The sequence below is a fragment of the Gemmatimonas aurantiaca T-27 genome (genome assembly GCF_000010305.1).
Taxonomy (GTDB): domain Bacteria; phylum Gemmatimonadota; class Gemmatimonadetes; order Gemmatimonadales; family Gemmatimonadaceae; genus Gemmatimonas; species Gemmatimonas aurantiaca.
In genome coordinates this window covers 3,550,204-3,567,887 of record NC_012489.1, presented here as the reverse complement: position 1 = coordinate 3,567,887, position 17,684 = coordinate 3,550,204, and the positions used below count along the sequence as shown (strand labels likewise).

21 protein-coding genes are annotated in these 17,684 nt (G+C 65.2%); 9 read left to right on the top strand and 12 right to left on the bottom strand.

Annotated features, from left to right (window positions below):
* Positions 1-6: 6 nt before the first annotated feature.
* From GAU_RS15495 to GAU_RS15470, 6 genes are read right to left on the bottom strand one after another with little or no spacing between them, the layout of a single operon-like run.
* Positions 7-348, bottom strand: coding sequence for a Rieske (2Fe-2S) protein (locus GAU_RS15495; protein WP_197525993.1), 342 nt, complete (start codon positions 346-348; stop codon positions 7-9).
* Positions 345-827 carry a Fe-S cluster assembly sulfur transfer protein SufU gene (gene sufU / locus GAU_RS15490; RefSeq protein WP_015894841.1) on the bottom strand — a complete coding sequence of 161 codons (483 nt, stop codon included), beginning with the start codon at positions 825-827 and terminating at the stop codon, positions 345-347. The genes GAU_RS15495 and sufU overlap by 4 nt, the downstream gene beginning before the upstream one ends.
* A 7-nt stretch (positions 828-834) precedes the next feature.
* The gene (gene sufD / locus GAU_RS15485; protein WP_015894840.1) at positions 835-2,151 is read right to left on the bottom strand and encodes a Fe-S cluster assembly protein SufD; all 1,317 of its coding nucleotides are present in this window, start codon (positions 2,149-2,151) and stop codon (positions 835-837) included.
* The gene (sufC, locus tag GAU_RS15480) at positions 2,148-2,897 is read right to left on the bottom strand and encodes a Fe-S cluster assembly ATPase SufC (protein WP_015894839.1); all 750 of its coding nucleotides are present in this window, start codon (positions 2,895-2,897) and stop codon (positions 2,148-2,150) included. The genes sufD and sufC overlap by 4 nt, the downstream gene beginning before the upstream one ends.
* A 57-nt stretch (positions 2,898-2,954) precedes the next feature.
* Positions 2,955-4,388, bottom strand: a complete 1,434-nt coding sequence (sufB, locus tag GAU_RS15475; protein WP_015894838.1) for a Fe-S cluster assembly protein SufB — start codon at positions 4,386-4,388, stop codon at positions 2,955-2,957.
* Positions 4,385-5,050, bottom strand: coding sequence for a helix-turn-helix transcriptional regulator (locus GAU_RS15470; RefSeq protein ID WP_015894837.1), 666 nt, complete (start codon positions 5,048-5,050; stop codon positions 4,385-4,387). Before GAU_RS15470 ends, sufB begins: the two co-directional genes overlap by 4 nt.
* A 185-nt stretch (positions 5,051-5,235) precedes the next feature.
* Here GAU_RS15470 and GAU_RS15465 point away from each other — a divergent pair, with 185 nt between their 5' ends.
* From GAU_RS15465 to GAU_RS15450, 4 genes are read left to right on the top strand one after another with little or no spacing between them, the layout of a single operon-like run.
* Positions 5,236-5,649 carry a hypothetical protein gene (locus tag GAU_RS15465; RefSeq protein WP_015894836.1) on the top strand — a complete coding sequence of 138 codons (414 nt, stop codon included), beginning with the start codon at positions 5,236-5,238 and terminating at the stop codon, positions 5,647-5,649.
* A gap of 40 nt (positions 5,650-5,689) precedes the next feature.
* Positions 5,690-6,334 carry a M23 family metallopeptidase gene (locus tag GAU_RS15460; RefSeq protein WP_169307707.1) on the top strand — a complete coding sequence of 215 codons (645 nt, stop codon included), beginning with the start codon at positions 5,690-5,692 and terminating at the stop codon, positions 6,332-6,334.
* A complete protein-coding gene (locus GAU_RS15455) occupies positions 6,331-6,636 on the top strand; it encodes a YhbY family RNA-binding protein (protein WP_041265593.1) in 306 nt (101 codons plus the stop codon). Before GAU_RS15460 ends, GAU_RS15455 begins: the two co-directional genes overlap by 4 nt.
* Positions 6,637-6,696: 60 nt before the next feature.
* On the top strand, positions 6,697-6,960 hold the full coding sequence (locus GAU_RS15450; protein ID WP_015894833.1) for an indolepyruvate ferredoxin oxidoreductase subunit alpha: 264 nt from the start codon (positions 6,697-6,699) through the stop codon (positions 6,958-6,960).
* A gap of 105 nt (positions 6,961-7,065) precedes the next feature.
* Here GAU_RS15450 and GAU_RS15445 read toward each other — a convergent pair whose 3' ends face one another.
* From GAU_RS15445 to GAU_RS21185, 3 genes are read right to left on the bottom strand one after another with little or no spacing between them, the layout of a single operon-like run.
* Entirely contained in the window at positions 7,066-7,683 is a 618-nt protein-coding gene (locus GAU_RS15445) for a methyltransferase family protein (RefSeq protein ID WP_015894832.1), read from the bottom strand.
* Positions 7,684-7,737: 54 nt separating this feature from the next.
* Positions 7,738-8,538, bottom strand: a complete 801-nt coding sequence (locus GAU_RS15440; RefSeq protein WP_015894831.1) for an alpha/beta fold hydrolase — start codon at positions 8,536-8,538, stop codon at positions 7,738-7,740.
* Entirely contained in the window at positions 8,535-9,863 is a 1,329-nt protein-coding gene (locus tag GAU_RS21185; RefSeq protein ID WP_015894830.1) for an AI-2E family transporter, read from the bottom strand. The genes GAU_RS15440 and GAU_RS21185 overlap by 4 nt, the downstream gene beginning before the upstream one ends.
* A 63-nt stretch (positions 9,864-9,926) precedes the next feature.
* Between GAU_RS21185 and GAU_RS15430 the strand changes: the two genes are divergently transcribed.
* A complete protein-coding gene (locus tag GAU_RS15430; RefSeq protein ID WP_015894829.1) occupies positions 9,927-11,093 on the top strand; it encodes a ribonuclease D in 1,167 nt (388 codons plus the stop codon).
* A gap of 289 nt (positions 11,094-11,382) precedes the next feature.
* On the top strand, positions 11,383-11,931 hold the full coding sequence (locus GAU_RS15425) for a signal peptidase II (RefSeq protein WP_015894828.1): 549 nt from the start codon (positions 11,383-11,385) through the stop codon (positions 11,929-11,931).
* A 55-nt stretch (positions 11,932-11,986) separates the two neighbouring features.
* Here the strand turns inward: GAU_RS15425 and GAU_RS15420 are convergent, their stop codons facing one another.
* Together GAU_RS15420 and GAU_RS21180 are read right to left on the bottom strand one after the other, a co-directional pair.
* The gene (locus GAU_RS15420) at positions 11,987-12,379 is read right to left on the bottom strand and encodes a metal-sulfur cluster assembly factor (protein WP_156799079.1); all 393 of its coding nucleotides are present in this window, start codon (positions 12,377-12,379) and stop codon (positions 11,987-11,989) included.
* 22 nt (positions 12,380-12,401) lie between these two features.
* On the bottom strand, positions 12,402-13,913 hold the full coding sequence (locus GAU_RS21180) for a serine hydrolase domain-containing protein (RefSeq protein WP_169307706.1): 1,512 nt from the start codon (positions 13,911-13,913) through the stop codon (positions 12,402-12,404).
* Positions 13,914-14,066: 153 nt separating this feature from the next.
* Between GAU_RS21180 and GAU_RS15410 the strand changes: the two genes are divergently transcribed.
* From GAU_RS15410 to GAU_RS15400, 3 genes are read left to right on the top strand one after another with little or no spacing between them, the layout of a single operon-like run.
* Positions 14,067-14,657, top strand: coding sequence for an RNA polymerase sigma factor (locus GAU_RS15410; RefSeq protein ID WP_231847932.1), 591 nt, complete (start codon positions 14,067-14,069; stop codon positions 14,655-14,657).
* 10 nt (positions 14,658-14,667) lie between these two features.
* On the top strand, positions 14,668-15,444 hold the full coding sequence (locus GAU_RS15405; protein WP_015894824.1) for a hypothetical protein: 777 nt from the start codon (positions 14,668-14,670) through the stop codon (positions 15,442-15,444).
* Positions 15,445-15,449: 5 nt separating this feature from the next.
* The gene (locus GAU_RS15400) at positions 15,450-16,853 is read left to right on the top strand and encodes a PDZ domain-containing protein (protein ID WP_015894823.1); all 1,404 of its coding nucleotides are present in this window, start codon (positions 15,450-15,452) and stop codon (positions 16,851-16,853) included.
* Positions 16,854-16,874: 21 nt separating this feature from the next.
* Here the strand turns inward: GAU_RS15400 and GAU_RS15395 are convergent, their stop codons facing one another.
* Positions 16,875-17,678, bottom strand: coding sequence for a matrixin family metalloprotease (locus GAU_RS15395; RefSeq protein ID WP_015894822.1), 804 nt, complete (start codon positions 17,676-17,678; stop codon positions 16,875-16,877).
* Positions 17,679-17,684 lie beyond the last annotated feature (6 nt).

The following is a 17,684-nucleotide window of genomic DNA, read 5'->3' as shown; positions in this document are numbered from 1 at the left end:
GGTCCTTCATGAACGACGCGGCCCGATCATCACGATGCCGTTCTCCACGCGCACCTCGAAGGTCGCGATGGCGTCGGTTGCCGGGCCCTGCAACACCGCACCCGTGCGCACATCGAACCGCGCACCATGCCACGGACATTCCAGCACACAGGGTGCCACCACATCGCCGCCCGACAACGCGAAATCGCGATGTGGGCATCGGTCCTCCACGGCATGGATCGACTCTCCATCCCGCACCAGACACACCCGACGACCGTCCGTCAGCACCACGCCCAACGGCAACGTGTCTTCCAGGTCCTCGACGTAGGCCGCCTGCACGAAGGCCCACGTATCGCTCTGGTCACTCACTCCGTGCTGATCGGCGCGTTTGAGGCGGCCACCGGCGTCTCGGCCGATGTGTCCGGCGCCCGTTCCAACGCCGCCTTGAGGGTGTGCCACGCCAGCGACGCACACTTCACCCGCACCGGGAACCGGGAAACGCCCGAGAACACCACGAGCTGTCCCAGATCCTTGCCGCCATTGGCATCCTGTCCAAGCACGAGCGCGTGGAAACGCTGAAACAACGCTTCCGCCTCGGCGCGCGACTTGCCCTTCACCGCCGCGGTCATCAGCGACGCCGAGGCCTTGGAAATCGCGCAGCCATGACCGGTGAACTTCACGTCGCGGATGACATCGTCCTCGACCACCAGCGCCACATGCACTTCGTCGCCGCACAACGGATTCTTGCCGTCCGCTTCGCGGTTGGCCTCGGTGAGTTCACCGAAGTTGCGCGGCTTGCGGTTGTGATCGAGAATGACCGACTGGTACAGCTCCTGGAGGTCGCTCATGTCGACCTCAGACCGTATGCGCCTCGCCCGTGAACCGCTCGAGCGTCAGCGTTTCCAGCGCATCCACGATGACCGGCACATCGATCGTTTCCAGCACGTCCGCGGCAAAAGCGTACATCAGAAGCTGACGGGCCAATCCCGCACTCACACCACGGCTCTTGAGATAGAACAAAGCCGTCTCGTCGATGCGACCCACGGTGGCCCCGTGCGTGCACTTCACGTCGTCGGCGAAGATCTCGAGCTGCGGCTTGGTATCGATCTGCGCGTCCTGCGACAACAGCAGCGTGTTGTTGGTCTGCTTGCCGTCGGTTTTCTGCGCTTCGGGGTGCACATACACCTTGCCGTTGAACACCCCGTGCGACCGTTCGTCCAACAGCCCCTTGTACTGCTCGCGGCTGAAACAATTGGGCGCCACGTGCTCCACACGCGTCTGGTGGTCGCCGTGTTGCTGACCGCCCAGCATGTACAGACCGTTGATCGTGCAGCCGCAGCCCTCTCCCGCCAGTACCGTGTAGATGTTGCTGCGCGACAGCGCGGCGCCGGTCTGGAACGTGAACGCGAAGAAATGGCTGTCACGGCCCTGACGCGCTTCCACGGTGCCGACATGCTGCGCCGACCGGGATTCGCGCTGAATGCGCACGAGTTGCAGCGTCGCACCGTCTTCCACGAACACTTCCACGACCGCATTCGTGAAGTAGGGCACGTCGGCCAAGCCCACATAACTCTCCACCACCGATGCCTTGGCGTGGCGTTCGGCAATGAGTACGTGACGGGGGTGGCTCATGACGTTCGCGCCCGCTGCATCCACCACGTGCAGGATGTGCACGGGTGTGTCGCTCACCATTTCCTTGGCGATGTGCACCAGCATGCCTTCACCGGCAAACGCGGCATTGAGCGCCGAGAAACCATCGCGCGACGGCGTGACGGCGGTGCCGAGGAAGCGAGACAGCAATTCCGGCTCGTCGATGGCGGCCTGGGTCAGCGGCATCACGCGCACCCCGTCCGGCAACGCGCCGAACGACGAGAGCGCTGCGCTGAAGCGACCATTCACGAACACGATGAGCGGCCAGGTCCCACCAAAGGTGTACGGTGCGAGCGCCGCAACATCCACCGCGCTGGCCGCCGTACGATCGGCCGCCACGTCGAACTGTGCCGACGCGATGGCCGACACATTGGTGTAGTGCCAGTCTTCTTCACGCGTGGTCGGGAAACCCAGCGACTTGAACGCCTCGGCGCCCGCCGTCCGCAACGCTTTGAGCGAACCCGGCGCGTCAGCCACCGAAGCGGCAATCGCCTGTTCGGCGAAACGAAGCCCGGTGCTCACGCCGCCGTCTCCAGGACCCAGTCGTAACCGCGGCTCTCGAGTTCCAGGGCCAGCGACTTGTCGCCCGACTTGATGATGCGGCCACCGGCCAACACGTGCACGAAGTCGGGCACGATGTAATTGAGGAGCCGCTGGTAGTGTGTCACCACGATCGTCGCGCTGTCCGGACGCTTGAGCGCATTCACGCCCTCGGCCACGATGCGCAGTGCATCGATGTCGAGACCGGAGTCGGTTTCGTCGAGGATCGACAACGTCGGCTGCAGCACAGCCATTTGCAGGATCTCATTGCGCTTCTTCTCACCACCCGAGAAGCCCGCGTTCACCGAGCGGTGCAGCATGGAAACGTCCATGTCGACCAGCTTGAGCTTCTCTTCGACCAGATCGAGGAACTCCATCGGGTCGACTTCTTCGTGCCCGTTGGCCTTGCGCACTTCGTTGTAGGCGGCACGCAGGAAGTACGCATTGGTCACGCCCGGGATCTCGACCGGATACTGAAACGCGAGGAACACGCCGCTCTGGGCGCGCACTTCGGGGTCCATCTCCAGGAGATTTTCGCCCTTGTAGAGCACTTCGCCACCGGTGATCTCGTACGCCGGATGGCCGGCCAGAACCTGCGCCAGCGTGCTCTTGCCTGAACCGTTGGGCCCCATGACCGCATGCACTTCACCGGCATTCACGGTGAGCGTGATGCCCTTGAGGATCGGCTTGCCGTCGATGGCGGCATGGAGGTCGGTGATCTGCAGCATATATGTCGAAGCGGGTGTTGGACTTGAACGAATGAAGAGCGGGGGCGGGACGGGCGATCAGCCCACCGACCCTTCGAGCGTGATGCCGAGTAGCTGCTGCGCTTCGAGCGCGAACTCCATCGGCAACTCCTTGAACACTTCCTTGCAGAAACCGCTCACGATCATCGACACGGCCTGCTCGGCGTCGAGACCGCGCGCCTTGAGATAGAAGATCTGGTCTTCGCCGATCTTGCTCGTGGACGCTTCGTGTTCCAGTGTGGCGCTGTTGTTGCCAACCTCGACATACGGGAACGTGTGCGCACCGCAGGCGTTCCCCACCAGCATCGAGTCGCACTGCGTGTAGTTGCGTGCGCCCTCGGCCTTGGGCAGGATCTGCACCTTGCCGCGGTAGCTGTTCTGGCCCTTCATCGCGCTGATGCCCTTGGACACGATGGTCGACTTCGTGTTGCGGCCGATGTGGATCATCTTCGTGCCCGTGTCGGCCTGCTGCATCTTGCTGGCCACCGCCACCGAGTAGAACTCGCCGACGCTGTTGTCGCCCTGCAGGATCACGCTCGGATACTTCCACGTGATGGCCGAACCCGTCTCCACCTGGGTCCAGGAGATCTTGGCGTTGGTGAGCGCCTTGCCGCGCTTGGTGACGAAGTTGTAGATGCCACCCACGCCGTTTTCGTCACCCGCATACCAGTTCTGCACCGTGCTGTACTTCACCGTGGCATTGTCGAGGGCGACAATCTCCACGACGGCCGCATGCAACTGGTTGGTGTCGCGCTTGGGCGCGGTGCAGCCTTCCAGGTAGCTCACGTACGAGCCTTCATCGGCCACGATCAGCGTGCGTTCGAACTGGCCCGTCTCTGCCGCATTGATACGGAAATACGTGGACAGCTCCATCGGGCAGCGCACGCCCTTGGGGATGTAGCAGAACGATCCGTCGGAGAACACCGCGCTGTTGAGTGCCGCGAAGAAGTTGTCGCTGTAGGGCACGACCGAGCCCAGATACTTCTTCACCAGCTCGGGGTGTTCACGGACCGCTTCACCGAACGACATGAAGATGACGCCGTGCTTGCCCAGTTCTTCCTTGTACGTGGTGCCGACCGACACCGAATCGAAGACGGCGTCGACGGCCACGCCCGACAGGCGCTTCTGCTCCGTGAGCGAAATGCCAAGCTTGCTGTACGTCTCGAGCAGCTTCGGGTCGACTTCATCGAGCGACGCCAGCGGCTTGCTGTTCTTGGGCGCGCTGTAGTAGCTCGCCGCCTGATAGTCGATCGGCGGATAGTGCAGGTTGGCCCAATGCGGCTCGGCCATGGTCTGCCAGCGGCGGAACGCCTTGAGGCGCCACTCCAGCAGCCACTCCGGCTCCTGCTTCTTGGCCGAAATGAAGCGCACCGTGTCTTCGGTGAGCCCCGGCGGCAACGTGTCCGCCTCGATGTCCGTCGTGAAACCGTATTGATACTCGCGATTGACGAGCGACTCGATGGTCGAACTCATGCCTGCTCCTGTTGCACCGCCAAAAGGTGACCTGATACGCCGTACTCACAGCGACCGCAGCCGTCGCGCCGATGCGCATTGCGCACGAGCGGCACGCCGAGCAGCCGTTCCACAAACTTCGCTTCCACTGCACAGGCTTCCGGGAACCGTTCCGCGATCTCACGCATGGCGCAGTTGTGAATGCGCAACGTGAGCGTCGGCGTGGTCACCGGTTCCGCCATGTAGCCCTTGGCCGTCAACAGCTCGGCCACCAGCGCCACGCGCTCGTTCAGCGGCAGCGTTTCCAGCACCGGGATGGCTTCATCGGCCAGCCGCATCCACTCGGCTTCGAGTACCGCCTCCACACCCGCATCGCCGGCCTGGGCGCGCAGGGCGTCGAGCGCCGTCGCCAGCACTTTGAGATAACTGCGGGGGAAGAGCGCCTCGCCGGATGGCGAGAGTGAGTAGGCGTAGACGGGAGCGCCCACGCCGCGCACTTCCCGCAGAAATCGCACCAACCCATCTTCTTCGAGCGCCTTCAGATGCCGGCGCAGCGCGTTGGCTGTGAGACCGAACTGTTCGCCCAGCTCGTGCGCCGTCAGCGGTTGCGACTTCTTCAGTGCAACCAGCAGTTCGGCCCGCACGCCGCGAAAGCCCCCCAGAGCGCCAACCACGTCTTCCATCTGGGTAAATATACCGGGGGGCGTCTCCATACGTCAACGAAACTGTTCACGAATTACGTGACTTTGCCGTCACACTTGCTTCGCGTCGAAGTGTGTGACACCATCTGCCCTTGGGCATTCCACGCCGACGGCGGCGGGGGTAGTGTTCGAATCTCGCCACCCTCCTGATAGAGGTCTCCGCCGCAGTGAGTGTCACTGTCTTCGTGGCCGTGGTCGTGCTGGCTCTGGGGCTCTTCGCGTTGGCGCGTGCACAGCGCCTGTTCCGCAAGTCCATCGAGCGCGATGGCCTGTCGCGGTTCCGCGATGCGTTCCGTGGCCGATACCCCGAGATTCTGCTGTCGCAGGTCTACTCGTATCTGGCGGAGCGACATGGTGCGGTAGAGCCGCACTATATCGTCAATCCTGGCGATGACCTGCAGCAGGTGCACGGTCTGGCCGATCTCGATCTCGAGGATGCTGTCCTCGTGATTGCCGACCGGGCGGGCGCCCGCTTGCCTCGCGCGAACGAGCTCGATGAACTCAAGAACGGTGTGCGCAGTGTCGACGATCTCCTGCGCTATCTCGAACCGTACTTTCGGCCGGAAGTGGTCAAGGGCTGAACCCCGACTCGGCCCGATCGGCCGGGTTTTCCTGACGCTGTTGTTGGTCGCCTGCGGCGGTGGGCCCACGCCCACCCCGGCGCCGGTTCCGGTACGGGAGCCGGCCCCACCACCGGTGGCAGTGCGGCCGCGCCGGGAGCTACCGGCCACGCCGATCCACTACGGTCCGCGGGATGCGGCCGTCACGATGGCTGATCTCGACTCGCTCTGGCAGCAGCAACTCATGCTGCCGGTGGAGGGGCTCACCCGCAAAGCCCTCAAGGACAACTACACGGCCGGTCGGGCCTCGGGGCGCATCCATGGCGCACTCGATATCGCCGCGCCCCGGTCGACGCCCGTGCTGGCCGCCGCCGACCTGGTCATCGGACGCCTGCTCACGGGACCGGTGGGGGGCATCGTGATCTATGCCTACGACCCGGCGGAGCAGTTCACCTACTACTTCGCCCACCTCGAACGGTACCGGCGCGGGTTGGCCGTGGGCGACCGAGTCGCCAAGGGTTCCGTGATCGGCTACGTTGGAACGACGGGCAATGCGCCGAAGAACGCACCGCATCTTCACTTCCAGGTGATGAAACGCGGTACAGGGCGCGCCTGGTGGGATGGCCCACCGATCAATCCGTTTTCGTACTTCGCAACCGACGGGATTCGCCCCACGGGGCGCGATATTCCGATCGAGGACCTATGAGCATGACGGGAAAGACGCGCGCGGCATTGCGCGCCGAGGCGCACCATCTGGACGTGCATGTGCACATTGGCCATGCGGGACTCACCCCGTCGCTGATGCAGAGTTTTGACGATGTCCTGCGCACCCACATGCTGGTGAAGGTGCAGGTGGCCAAGGGGGGCGAACTGTCCGCCAAGGACGCTGCCAATCAATCGGCCGAGGCACTCAAGGCTGAAGTCATTCAGGTCATCGGCCGAACCTTCGCTGTGTACCGTGAGAATCCCGAGCTGCTGCACGGCGAACTTCCGCCGTGGCGCCGCTAGAGTATCTTTTTCGCACCGATTCACTCATTCCGGTCGTGTCCGACCCGAGACTTCGTACACATGCCTTACGTCATTACTGAAGCCTGCATCTCCGTCAAGGACCGGTCATGCGTGGATGTCTGCCCGGTGGATTGCATCTACGAGGGCGAGGACCAGCTCTACATCAACCCGGACGAGTGTATCGACTGCGGCGCGTGTGAGCCCGAGTGTCCTGTCACGGCCATCTTCCCCGAAGAAGACGTGCCGACGCAGTTGCGTAGCTTCATCGCCAAGAACAAGGACGTCTTCGAAGGCCCCAATCCTCCGGGACGTCCGTCGCGCTGATTGACCGCGCGTCATGATGCACGCGCACCGCATGCACAAACGGGCCGGGAGCAGATAGTGCTCCCGGCCCGTTGTCGTTGTGTGCCATCGCAGAACGGCAGTCGATCAGAACTTCCAGCCGTTGCCCTTGAACCAGAAGAGTGCGATCAGGGCCACGTACTGCAGCACCGTGGACCGCTCACTCCAGATGGCTTCTTTCCAGTCGTGCTGCCCTTCGGTGCTCCCGGCTGGCGGACGTCCGAACCAGCGCGGCGTGCGGGCCTTGTAGTCGAGATACTCCTGGCCGAAGATCGACTCCAGCACCCCTTCCTCGTAGCGCACGATCAGCGTGTACTCGATGGCGAAGATGACGATGGCCACCGGGATGAACCAGAACACGCCCGACACCACCGTGAAGCCGATCCAGGCGAGGAAGTTGCCCACGTACAGGGGATTCCGGCACCACGCAAAGGCGCCATAGGTGACCAGGCGCTGGACATCGCGCGACCGGCGTCGCGTGACCGTACCCGCGGCGGCCACACCGGCCGTGCGTACCAGTTCCCCGATCAGCACCAACAGCAGCCCGACCACCCACGTGTTCCGCGACTGCAGGCCCGGCGCCAACAGCGGCACCGCCAGAAACGGCACCGGCAGCCAGCCGCGATTCTTGAAGAGCACCTGCCCGATACGGGCAGCGGTGGTCCGTTCAGCGTCGCTGACGGGGGCGGTGGTTGGTGCAGTCATCGGTCGCCCGGGAAGGGACGGGGCCGCACGTCAGCACCCGCGGTACGCGCGTACTTACATGCTCAGCGTGGCGAAGAAGTCGGACAGCGCGTGATTGGTCGCCGCCGGTCGCTCGAGGCAGGGGACATGACCGGCGCTGGCGATGATCTCGAGGCGGACTCGCGCCGCAGCCGGCAACAGCTCGGCGATCGCGCGGGCTTCCTTGATCGGCGTGAGGGAATCCTCTTCTCCCACCACCACCAGCGACGGAACAGTAATCGTCCCGATCGTTTCCCGTGAGTCCGGCCGGTCGCGCAGCGCTTGCAGCGCGCCGATGATGCCGGCCACCGGCTGGCGACCCATCATGGCACGCAGACCGTTCACCACTTCGATACGCCGGGCACGGGTGGTCGATCCCACCATGCCATCGAGCTGCGCCTCGGCGATGGCCCGGGCCCCATCGCGCTTGACCACGGCGATGAGTTCATCGCGCCGCCCTTTGGCTTCTTCACTGTCGGCCGTGGCCTTCGTGTCGCAGAAGACCATCGCCGCGATACGATCGGCGTGGCGGCGCCACATGGCCATGGCCACATACCCGCCCATCGAGAGCCCACAGATCGCGGCCCGTTCGATGCCCAGATGATCCATCAACCCGACGACATCGTCGGCATACTGGTCCACCGAGAACGGGCCGTGCGTGGAGGAATGCCCGAAACCACGCAGGTCGGGCAGGATGCACCGCACTTGCGAAGCCAGGGATGCTTTCTGCGCGGTCCACAGGGTGCGGTCGTGTGGGAAGCCGTGCAGGAACACCACGGGCAGGCCATCACCGCTGTCGTCGTATCCGAGCTGGAAGCCAGGAAGCTGTGCAATCATGAACCCTCGCGTTCTTCATCGGCATCGGCCGCCAGCTTGGCGGCCTGGATCATCGCGCGCTCGCGTGCGTTTTCCTTCTCCGCCATCATGCGAAGCGGCACGAGCACGGCCGCCGTGAGCGGCACGGCCACCATCAGACCCACGAACCCGAACAACAGTGTCATCAACGTCTGGGCGACCAGCGTGATGGCGGGCGGCAGGTCCATCCCGTCGCGCATCAGGTACGGGATCAACAGGTTGTTTTCGATGAACTGAATGCCCCAGTAGGCGAGCGCCACGATGGCCGCCTTCTCCGGGGAATCCACGAAACCCATGGCGATCGCCGGAATCGCGGCGAGAATCGGGCCCACCGTGGGAATGAACTCCATCAGACCGGCAATGAACGCGAGCGCAAACGCCGCCTTCACGCCCAGGAGCAGGAGCACAACCATGCTCACCAGGCCGATCACCACCATCGCGATGAGCTGTGTGACCAACCACTTGCGCAGCACCGTGGCCACCTCGGCCAGCACGATGCGCACCTGGGCGCGTGAGGTGGCGGGCACGGTCGCCAGCAGCCAACCGCGATAGACATGCGGTTCCGCGCCGATGTACATGGCGAGGAACACCATCAGCACGAACGCCGCCAGCGCCGCCAGTGTGCTGGAGACAAAAGAGAACAGGTATTGCGTGGCGCCCGCGAAGCTGTCGCTGAGGCGCCGCTTGATGGCTTCGGTGGGAGACACCGCGCCCGAATCCGCGCGCTGCTGCACCACTGGATTCTGGCTACCGGCTGCGGCGGCCCGATTGGCATTGGCTCGCGCAGCCGGCGGCAGGGCGGCCGCGTTTGCGGCGCCGTCGGCAGGGGTGTTTGTCTGGGCCGCGCTGGCGGTGGCGCCCGTGTTCGCGCCGGTCCCATTGGTGTGGGTGGCCGACGCGATGATGGCGCCGAGCAGACCACCACGTTTGCTGTCGATCCAGGTCTGGAGCTTGTCGAGGGCAGCCGGGAACTCCCGCTGCAACTCCTTGCCCTGTTCGATCAGGGTCGGCGCCGTCCAGGCCAGCGTGCCACCAATCGCACCCAGAGCGCCCAGGACGATCAGCGCGGACCCGATGCCGCGCCGGATCCGGTAACGCTCGAGGTAGTCCACCCCCCGCCCGACGGCGAGCCCGAAGAGCGTGGCCAGGAAGACCAGGAAGACCAGGGAGCTCACCGACCAGAAGAGCTGGAGGCCAAACCAGACCGCCAGGACCACGACGGCCGCGCGCGCGATGTCAGCCGAACGCCAGCCGCGGCGCTGCGGCGGCAGGGATGCTGGGAGCAGGGACTCGTCGATGGTGGTCATATCGATTCGAAAGTAGCACACAGGCCCCACCAGCGGGCCGCACGATGTACCTTACGCACAGTTATGCCTGCTCAAGCTCCTCACTACCTCGACACGGTCGAGACCGTCGACACCTTTCTTGCTGGCCTCAATGGCGTTCGGGCGATCGCGCTCGACACCGAAGGAGCCAGCTTTCATCGGTTTGTCGACCGCATCTATCTGTTGCAGCTCTCCACGGCGGATCACGAGGCCGTGATCGACCCGCTGCCGATCGGTACCCCCACACGGCTCGGTGTGTTGCTCGAAGACCCGCAAGTCGAGGTCGTGCTCCATGATGCCGACTACGATCTGCGTCTTCTCCGCCAGGACTACGGGTGGCGTGTAACCCACCTCTTCGACACGCGGGTGGCGGCGCAGTTGCTCGGCATTCGTGCGTTTGGGTTGGCCGCACTGCTCGAGCAGTTCTTCGGCATCAAGCTGGACAAGAAACATCAGCGTGCCGACTGGAGCATGCGCCCGCTGACGGCAGACATGCTCGACTATGCGGCCCACGACACGCGCCACTTGCTCGGGCTGCGTGACCGTCTGCATGACGAGCTGGTGCAGAAGGGGCGGTGGAGCTGGGCGCAGGAAGAATTCACCCGCGCGGAAGGCACGCGATGGGAGCCCGAGGCACCTGATACCAGTTTTCTGCGGCTCAAGGGTGCACGCGATCTCAACCGTCGCGAACTGGCACGACTGCGTGAACTGGTACGGTGGCGGGATGGCATTGCGGCCGAGCTCGATCGTGCCACGTTCCGCGTGGCCGGCAACGAGGTGCTGCTCGATCTGGCACGTCAGGCGCCGGCCACCCGCGACGCATTGTTCGCGGTCAAGGGATTCCCGCGCGGCATGTCGGAGTCGCGCGCGCAGGAGGCCCTGCAGTCCATCGTGCGTGGCAACGCGGTCCCCGATGCGGAACTGCCCCGGTTTCCCAAGGCGACACGCTGGGATCGCGAACCCGATTTTGACGAGCGGGTGGCGCGCCTCAAGACGGTCCGGGACGCCGCAGCCACCGACCTCAATCTCGATCCCGGCGTGCTCTGCTCGCGTGATCGCATGGAGGCCGTGGTGCGCCGGAAGCCACGTCATGTCGACGACCTGGCGGAACTCCCCGAGTTGCGTCGCTGGCAGGTGGAAGTGCTCGGCCCGGCCTTTGTGAAGGCCCTGGCCAGCTACGCGGGCGACGATTCGCCGTACAAGCCGGGGTGATGCGTTGACGCCACGCCGGCAACGGCGCGGCTCAACTGTGGCAGGTCCACCACGATGTTGTGGGGATGCCCATGTCATGGCAGAGAACGCCTGACACGTTGGAAAAAGTTCCGCTCGATCAGGTCACCTGCGTTTGTTCGTCAAGTTCTTTAGTTCCAAAGGTTTGTATCGCCGGACGATCAGCCGGTTTGGCTTCGAGTCACGTGTCCGGCCAGCTACAGATTGCGGCACGAGGGGTGCTACAGGAGCGGGTGTAGAAGACCGCCCTCACTCCTTCAGGTTCAGCGCCATGCGATCAGATTCTTCGATCTCGCACCGCGTCACCGATCCGGTGATCCGCCGATACTTGGGCATCGCGTTTCTGGCGTGCCTGGCTGACCTGTGCACCAAGGAAGCCGCGGTGCGCTCACTGGGTGAATACGGCTTCGTTTCGCTCACCGATCGTTTTGCCCTGATGCTGGTGTGGAATACCGGCAGTGCGGGTGGCATCTCGATTGGGCCGTTCACGACCGAGCTGAACGTGATCATCACGCTGCTCGCGATGGGCCTGGTGTTGTCCGTGGTGCGCCCGATGGCCGCGGTCGATCCCCGCGCCACGCTGCCACTCGCGCTGGTGTCGGGTGGAGCGGCCGGCAATCTGCTCAGCATGCTGTGGGGGCCGCCGGGCGTGGCCGATTTCATTGGCATCCGCCTCACCAAAGACACCACCATCGTGGCCAATGTGGCGGACTTTGCGCTGTGGACTGGGGCCCTGTTGCTGGCGCCGGTCGCGATGACGCTCGTTCGTCTCGTGCGTGAGGAGCGCGCTCAGGCCGCGCTGGTGTCGAGCGCCGGATGACAGGGGGCTGACCTCGGCGCATATCGCCGAGGTCAGCCGCTACACCGTGGGCCGATCAGAAGCCCATGTACGCGCGGACCCGGGGCTCGATGCGATCGGGGGTCCAGGGCGGCGTCCACACCAGGTTCATCACCACGTCGGTGACCCCCGGCAGTTCGCGAAGCTGCTGCTCCGCCTCGCCCATGATTTCCGGACCCGACGGACAGCCCGGTGATGTGAGACTCATGTCCACGCGCACCGTCGATCCCTCGGTCTGCACGTCGTAAATGAGACCCAGATCGACGATGTTGAGATTGAGCTCGGGATCTTTCACACGGCGTAGCACCAGGCGCGCCTGATCGGCGTTCACCACCGCGCTTGCCGAGCCATCCACTGTGGCATCGCCAACGGGGGCGACATCGGCCACCGCATCGGCGGCCGGCAATTCAGGGTTCTGCTCTTCGGTCATGACCGAAGTATACCCCGGTGCCCTACTTCTTTGCCGTCGCCTTGGGCGTGCTCTTGCCGGCGCTCCTGGGCTTGCTGGCCGACGACTTGGCCGAGCTCTTGGCCGGGGCTTGCTTGGCTGACGCCTTGACCGTCTTGCTGCCTGAAGCCGCCGGCTTCTTGGCACTGGAGGTCTTCTTCCGCGCCGCCGCCGCTCGCTTGGCCGCCGCCGCTCGACGGCGGGCTGCGGCACTAGCCGTTCGGCTGGAACGCAGCGGACGGTTCCAGTCCTGCGCGACATCCGCGCGGAAGCTGGCCGGCATGGCCCGTACGCCTTCTGGATCGTCCATCACGGCCAGCACGGCCGCATCGGCCAGGTCATTGCGCACATCGGCAATCACCTTGGACGGGCGGCGCGCCCGCGCGGCATGCACGCGGTTGGTCAGCAGAATGACGAACATCTGCCGGTCAGGATCGATCCACAGCGACGTGCCCGTGAAACCGGTGTGGCCAAACGCACGCTCGGTCATGAACTGCCCGCAGCCCGCGCCACCGTCGCAAGTATCCCAGCCCAGGGCGCGATGGCCCGCCGCGCGACGGGTGAACAGCGCCACCGTGGTATCGGAAATGATCCGAACCCCATTGTAGCTCCCGCCGTTGATCAGCATCTGCGCGAAGACGGACAGGTCGGCGGCGCTGCTGAACAATCCCGCATGACCAGCCACGCCACCCAGGGCAAAGGCGTTTTCGTCGTGCACCTCACCCCGCAGCGGGTACCCGCGCGGGGGGGCGATCTCCGTGGGTGCGGTGCGCGAGACGTCGGCCATCGGCACGCGGAAATACGTGTCCTGCATGCCCAGTTTCGAATACACCGCGCTCTCGAGGAACGTGTCGAGACGCTGGCCACTCACCGACTCGGCCACAAATCCCAACAGGTCGGCGCCCAGGTCGGAGTATTCGTAGCAGGCACCCGGCGTACACTTGACCGCCGATGCCAGCACGGCTGCCCGGGCTTCGGCCGGGGTCTTGGCGATGCGCCACAGCTCACGCCCGGCCGGCAGACCGGCACGGTGGGTGAGCAGATGGCGTACCGTGACCTTGTCGCGCAGTCCGCCCTGAAAGTCGGGCAGGTAGCGGGACACCGGGGCATCGAGATCGATCTGCCCGCGGTCGAACAGCACCATGATGGCCGTGGTCGTGGCCACCACCTTGGTCAGCGAGGCCAGATCGTACAGGCTCTCCTGGGCGGTCACCCGTGCCTTGGCGCTCCAATCGAGCGTGCCGAAGCCACGGGACCACACCGTGAATCCTTTGCGGCCCACCACCACGGCGGCGCCGGGGTATCCACCGGCATCCACACCGCGGCGCACCACCCGATCAATCGTGGACAGGCGTTCGGCGGACATGCCTACGGCCGCGGGCTCCCGTTCAGGAAGTCCACCACCGGGCAACGCAACGCGAGTCACGTCGGCGGCGGCAATCGCGATGGCAGTAAGCAGGAACACCGGCAGCACCCGTTCGTAGGGTCTGAAGGGCCGCGAGTGGTCGGAATGCATTCGAGGCATCCGATCCGCGGGCCCAACACGCGTCCAAAGGCATCTAAGGCGAACACCGCCCTCCGTCAATGGTGTGACGGGCCTTTGTGCACTCTCTACCCCACTACGACTGGAATGGCCGAAAGCAACGGGGAAACCGTCCGGGCGTATTTGGTGACAGAATTGGTGAACGCCATGGAGACCGACGCCGCTATCGTTCGTCGGGCGATCGAGGGCGATGAGCGCGCGATGCGGCTGCTGTGGAATCAGCATGCCCCACACGTCGACGCCGTCGTCCGTCGCCTCGCCGGAGATCCCGACCTCGCGCAGGATATTGCGCAGGAGGTCTGGATCCAGATTTTTCGCGCCCTCCCGTCATGGCGCGGCGACGCGAAGTTCAGCACCTGGATCCATCGGGTGGCCATCAACCGCACGCTCAACGCGATGCGCCGCGTGAAGCGTTTATCGACGGTGGAAACGGCCATCGAGGAGGATTCGGCGGTGGTCGAGCAGGATGCCGAACGCAGCATGCTGGCGCAGACCATCGCCGAGGCGACGCAACGCCTGTCCCCGGGCGCGCGCACGGTGTTTCTGTTGCACGATGTGGAAGGTTATACGCACGAGGAGATCGCCACCGAGTTGGGCATCACGGCGGGCGGCTCCAAGTCTCAGCTCTTCAAGGCCCGCGCCAAACTGCGGCGACTTCTGGCGCCACTGGTCGATATCGTCTCTCCGGATCTGGATCGCAGCTATGCAGCACCCTAGTCCCATGCCGATGTCCACGCACCTCACGGCCGAACGCTGTGCGGCGTTCGATCACGAGCCGTTCACGCCCGACGAACTGGCGCATCTGGCGACCTGCGCGCTGTGCCGCGCCGAGCGGGATGCCATGGTCTCGCTGGTGACTCGTGCTGCCGCCGAGGCGCCGCGCGCCGCAGCGGCCGATCAGCCACGCCTGGTGACCTGGGAAGCCATCGCGAATGGGCTGCGCGAGGAGACCGATCGTCAGGTGTTCCCGGATGTGGCATCGGCTGCTGTTTCGCGCGAGACACCGGCTGCCGCTACGGTGCACGATTTGTCGTCGGGAGCCGGGGGAGTGGGTGGCCGGGCCAGCCGGTGGGGCACGGCCGCGGTGCGGCGTGCGGCCGCAGCGCTGTTGCTGGTGGGCGGTGGCGCGGTGCTGGGACGGGTCAGCACGACGAGCCCGATCGGACGCGCGGTGTCCGAGGTGGCGGTCGGCAATGCGCTTGGCGACAGCGAATTCACGTCGGTGGACAACGCCACGCAGGTCCTGGCACGTGCGCAGCGCGACTATGAGCGCGCGTCCATGTGGCTGGCATCGAACGACAGCACGGCCCGCAACTCGGATGTCTACCGGGCGCGGCTCGCTGCGCTGGATCAGATGATGGCGGCGTCCCGCGCCGCATTGCGCGATGCACCGCAGGACCCGGTGCTCAATCACTACTATCTCGCCGCCTACACGGCGCGTGAGGCCACGCTGCAGGCGCTGGGTGGGACGCTGCCTGTGGACAAGGTCATCGAGCGGTATTGAGACTCATGCAGCAGGAACGGATGAATCCCCGCGAAGTCCACGACACCGCACCGATTTCGGTTCGGCGTCGCGTCACGTCGGCCGCCAGCATCGGCCGCATGCTCGGCGCGGTCCTGTTGCTGTTGCCCATGCCGTCACTGGCACAGGGCGCAGCGCAGGCCGGTGGACCAGGGGCGCGTGTGCGCACAGCGGTGGTGACCAACGCGTGTGCGGAATTGGCGTCGTCGCCTTCGTCGCTGGTGTTGATGCCCGAAGGGCTGGCGTTGTTGCGGCTCAAGCGCGAACTGGAGAGCGCCGCCCTCACCCTGGAGCGGCAACCGTTGCGTACCACCGAGGTGCAGCGCATCACGCAGGTACAGCGCGGCGTGGATTCGCTCATGCGTGTCATGGTGCGTGTGCAGCGCGACGATGGCCTGATGAGCGCGCCCCTGTCGGTGATGTCTCCCGTGCCTCCGGGGCCGATGTCCGGCATCATCACGACCACCACGCGGCAGGGCGACAGTGTGCGCGTGACCGTGAATGGCAGTCTGTTTGACGGCCGCATGTTCTTCGAGATGGCCGACAGCGCCCGTGGGACCATGCCTCAAGTGGCGATGATCATCCGCGCGCTGCAGCCGCAGGTGGCCGCGGTTTCGGAAGCAGCCGAGGCGCGCCTGGCGGAACTGCGTCCGGCGATGGGCGGGGCGTCGAATATCGGGTATGTGGGTGTGTCCCTTTCGGGGGCGCAGTTGCGGGCGGTGACTCCGGGCGGCGTGATGACCAGTCACTGCGAGTATCCGCTGGTGGAATCGGTGGACGCGGGTTCACCGGCTGAGCGGGCAGGTATCGCGGCTGGTGACACGCTGGTGGCCTACAACGGCCGCGATGTGTTGCAGGTGGCGGTGAACTATCCGGAATTGTTCGTGGCCGGGCAGCAGGTGCGCGTGCGCGTGCGGCGCAGTGGACGGGTGCGCGATCTGCCGGTCAACGTGGTGCCTCGTGCCGAGGAGCGCGCCATGATGTTTGTGCGGTCATTCGGTGGCGAAGGCCCATCCGGCCCCGCGGGGCGCGTGTTTGTCACGCAGACGGCACCCGGTGGGCCGCTTCCCACTGGCGGTGTGGTGGGACGTCCGGGGTTGCCTGGCGCACAGCTCACGAGTTTTGCCGGCGCACAGTTCACCACCATCGACGACGACTTCGCGCAGACCATCGGGCTCGATGCCGGTGTGCTGGTACTGCGGGCGCCCATTGGCACACCGGCTGCCGATGCCGGACTTCGCGGCGGTGAGATCGTGCGCGCGGTGAATGGTACGCCGGTGCGGGATGCCGGTGCGTTGCTGCGACTGCTGGTGAACAGTGGGCACGAGGCGAAGTTGCTCGTGCAGTCGCGGAGCAGTGGGGAACGCGTGGTGACGCTGAAGCTGAAATAACGGCGTGTCGCTACCAGCGACTCATTTCACCACGCCAGCCGGCACCGCATAGACGAGTCGCGCGGTGGCACGATCGGCCTCGCTCAACTCCCGTACCCGCACACGGGCCGACATGATGTCCTCGGTGCCCACAGTGTGATCGAGGCCGATGAGGTGTCCCACTTCATGCAGCGCGATGGCGCGCATCTGGGGCGGAGTGACCGTGGTGCCGCCGGCGTGCAACACGGCAAGCTGAATGTCGCTGGCCACCAGCCAGTAGTTGGCGTCTCGGCTCCACACGGTGCGACCGCTGATGCCATTGGCGAAGCCGTCCACGAAACGGACGTGCACATCGGCGCTGGCCGAATCGATCACGAAGGTGAATCGCAGCGGCAGGCCGGCCTGCGCCCAGGTATCGAAGGCGTCGCGTACCGCCGGCAGGAAATCGGGATTCCACGCACTCAGGGATTCACCGTCGCGGATGAACACCCGCAGTGGACGGGTGGTGCGATCGGGCCATCTGGCGATCGCCGAGTCCCGGGCCAGCAGCAGGTCGCCGAGATAGGTGCCGTCCATGCCGAGCGAGAGGCGCTGCCGAATGTCCTCCACGGGCATGGCCGGGCGCTCGTTGGGGGTCAGTAGCGGGACACTGACCAGCAGCTCTTCTCCATGGAGGCTCGGGCGCTTCATGGGCACCCGTCCCGACCGCAGATCGATTGCGCCGTCCGACTCGTGCTGCGTGGGCGCCATGCGGGGCGCGTCGTCGGCCGATGCCATGGCCTGACCGCCGATGAAGCAGGCGAGACCAACCACACAACAGGCGAGCAGGGTTTCGGCAGGCTTCATCGTGGC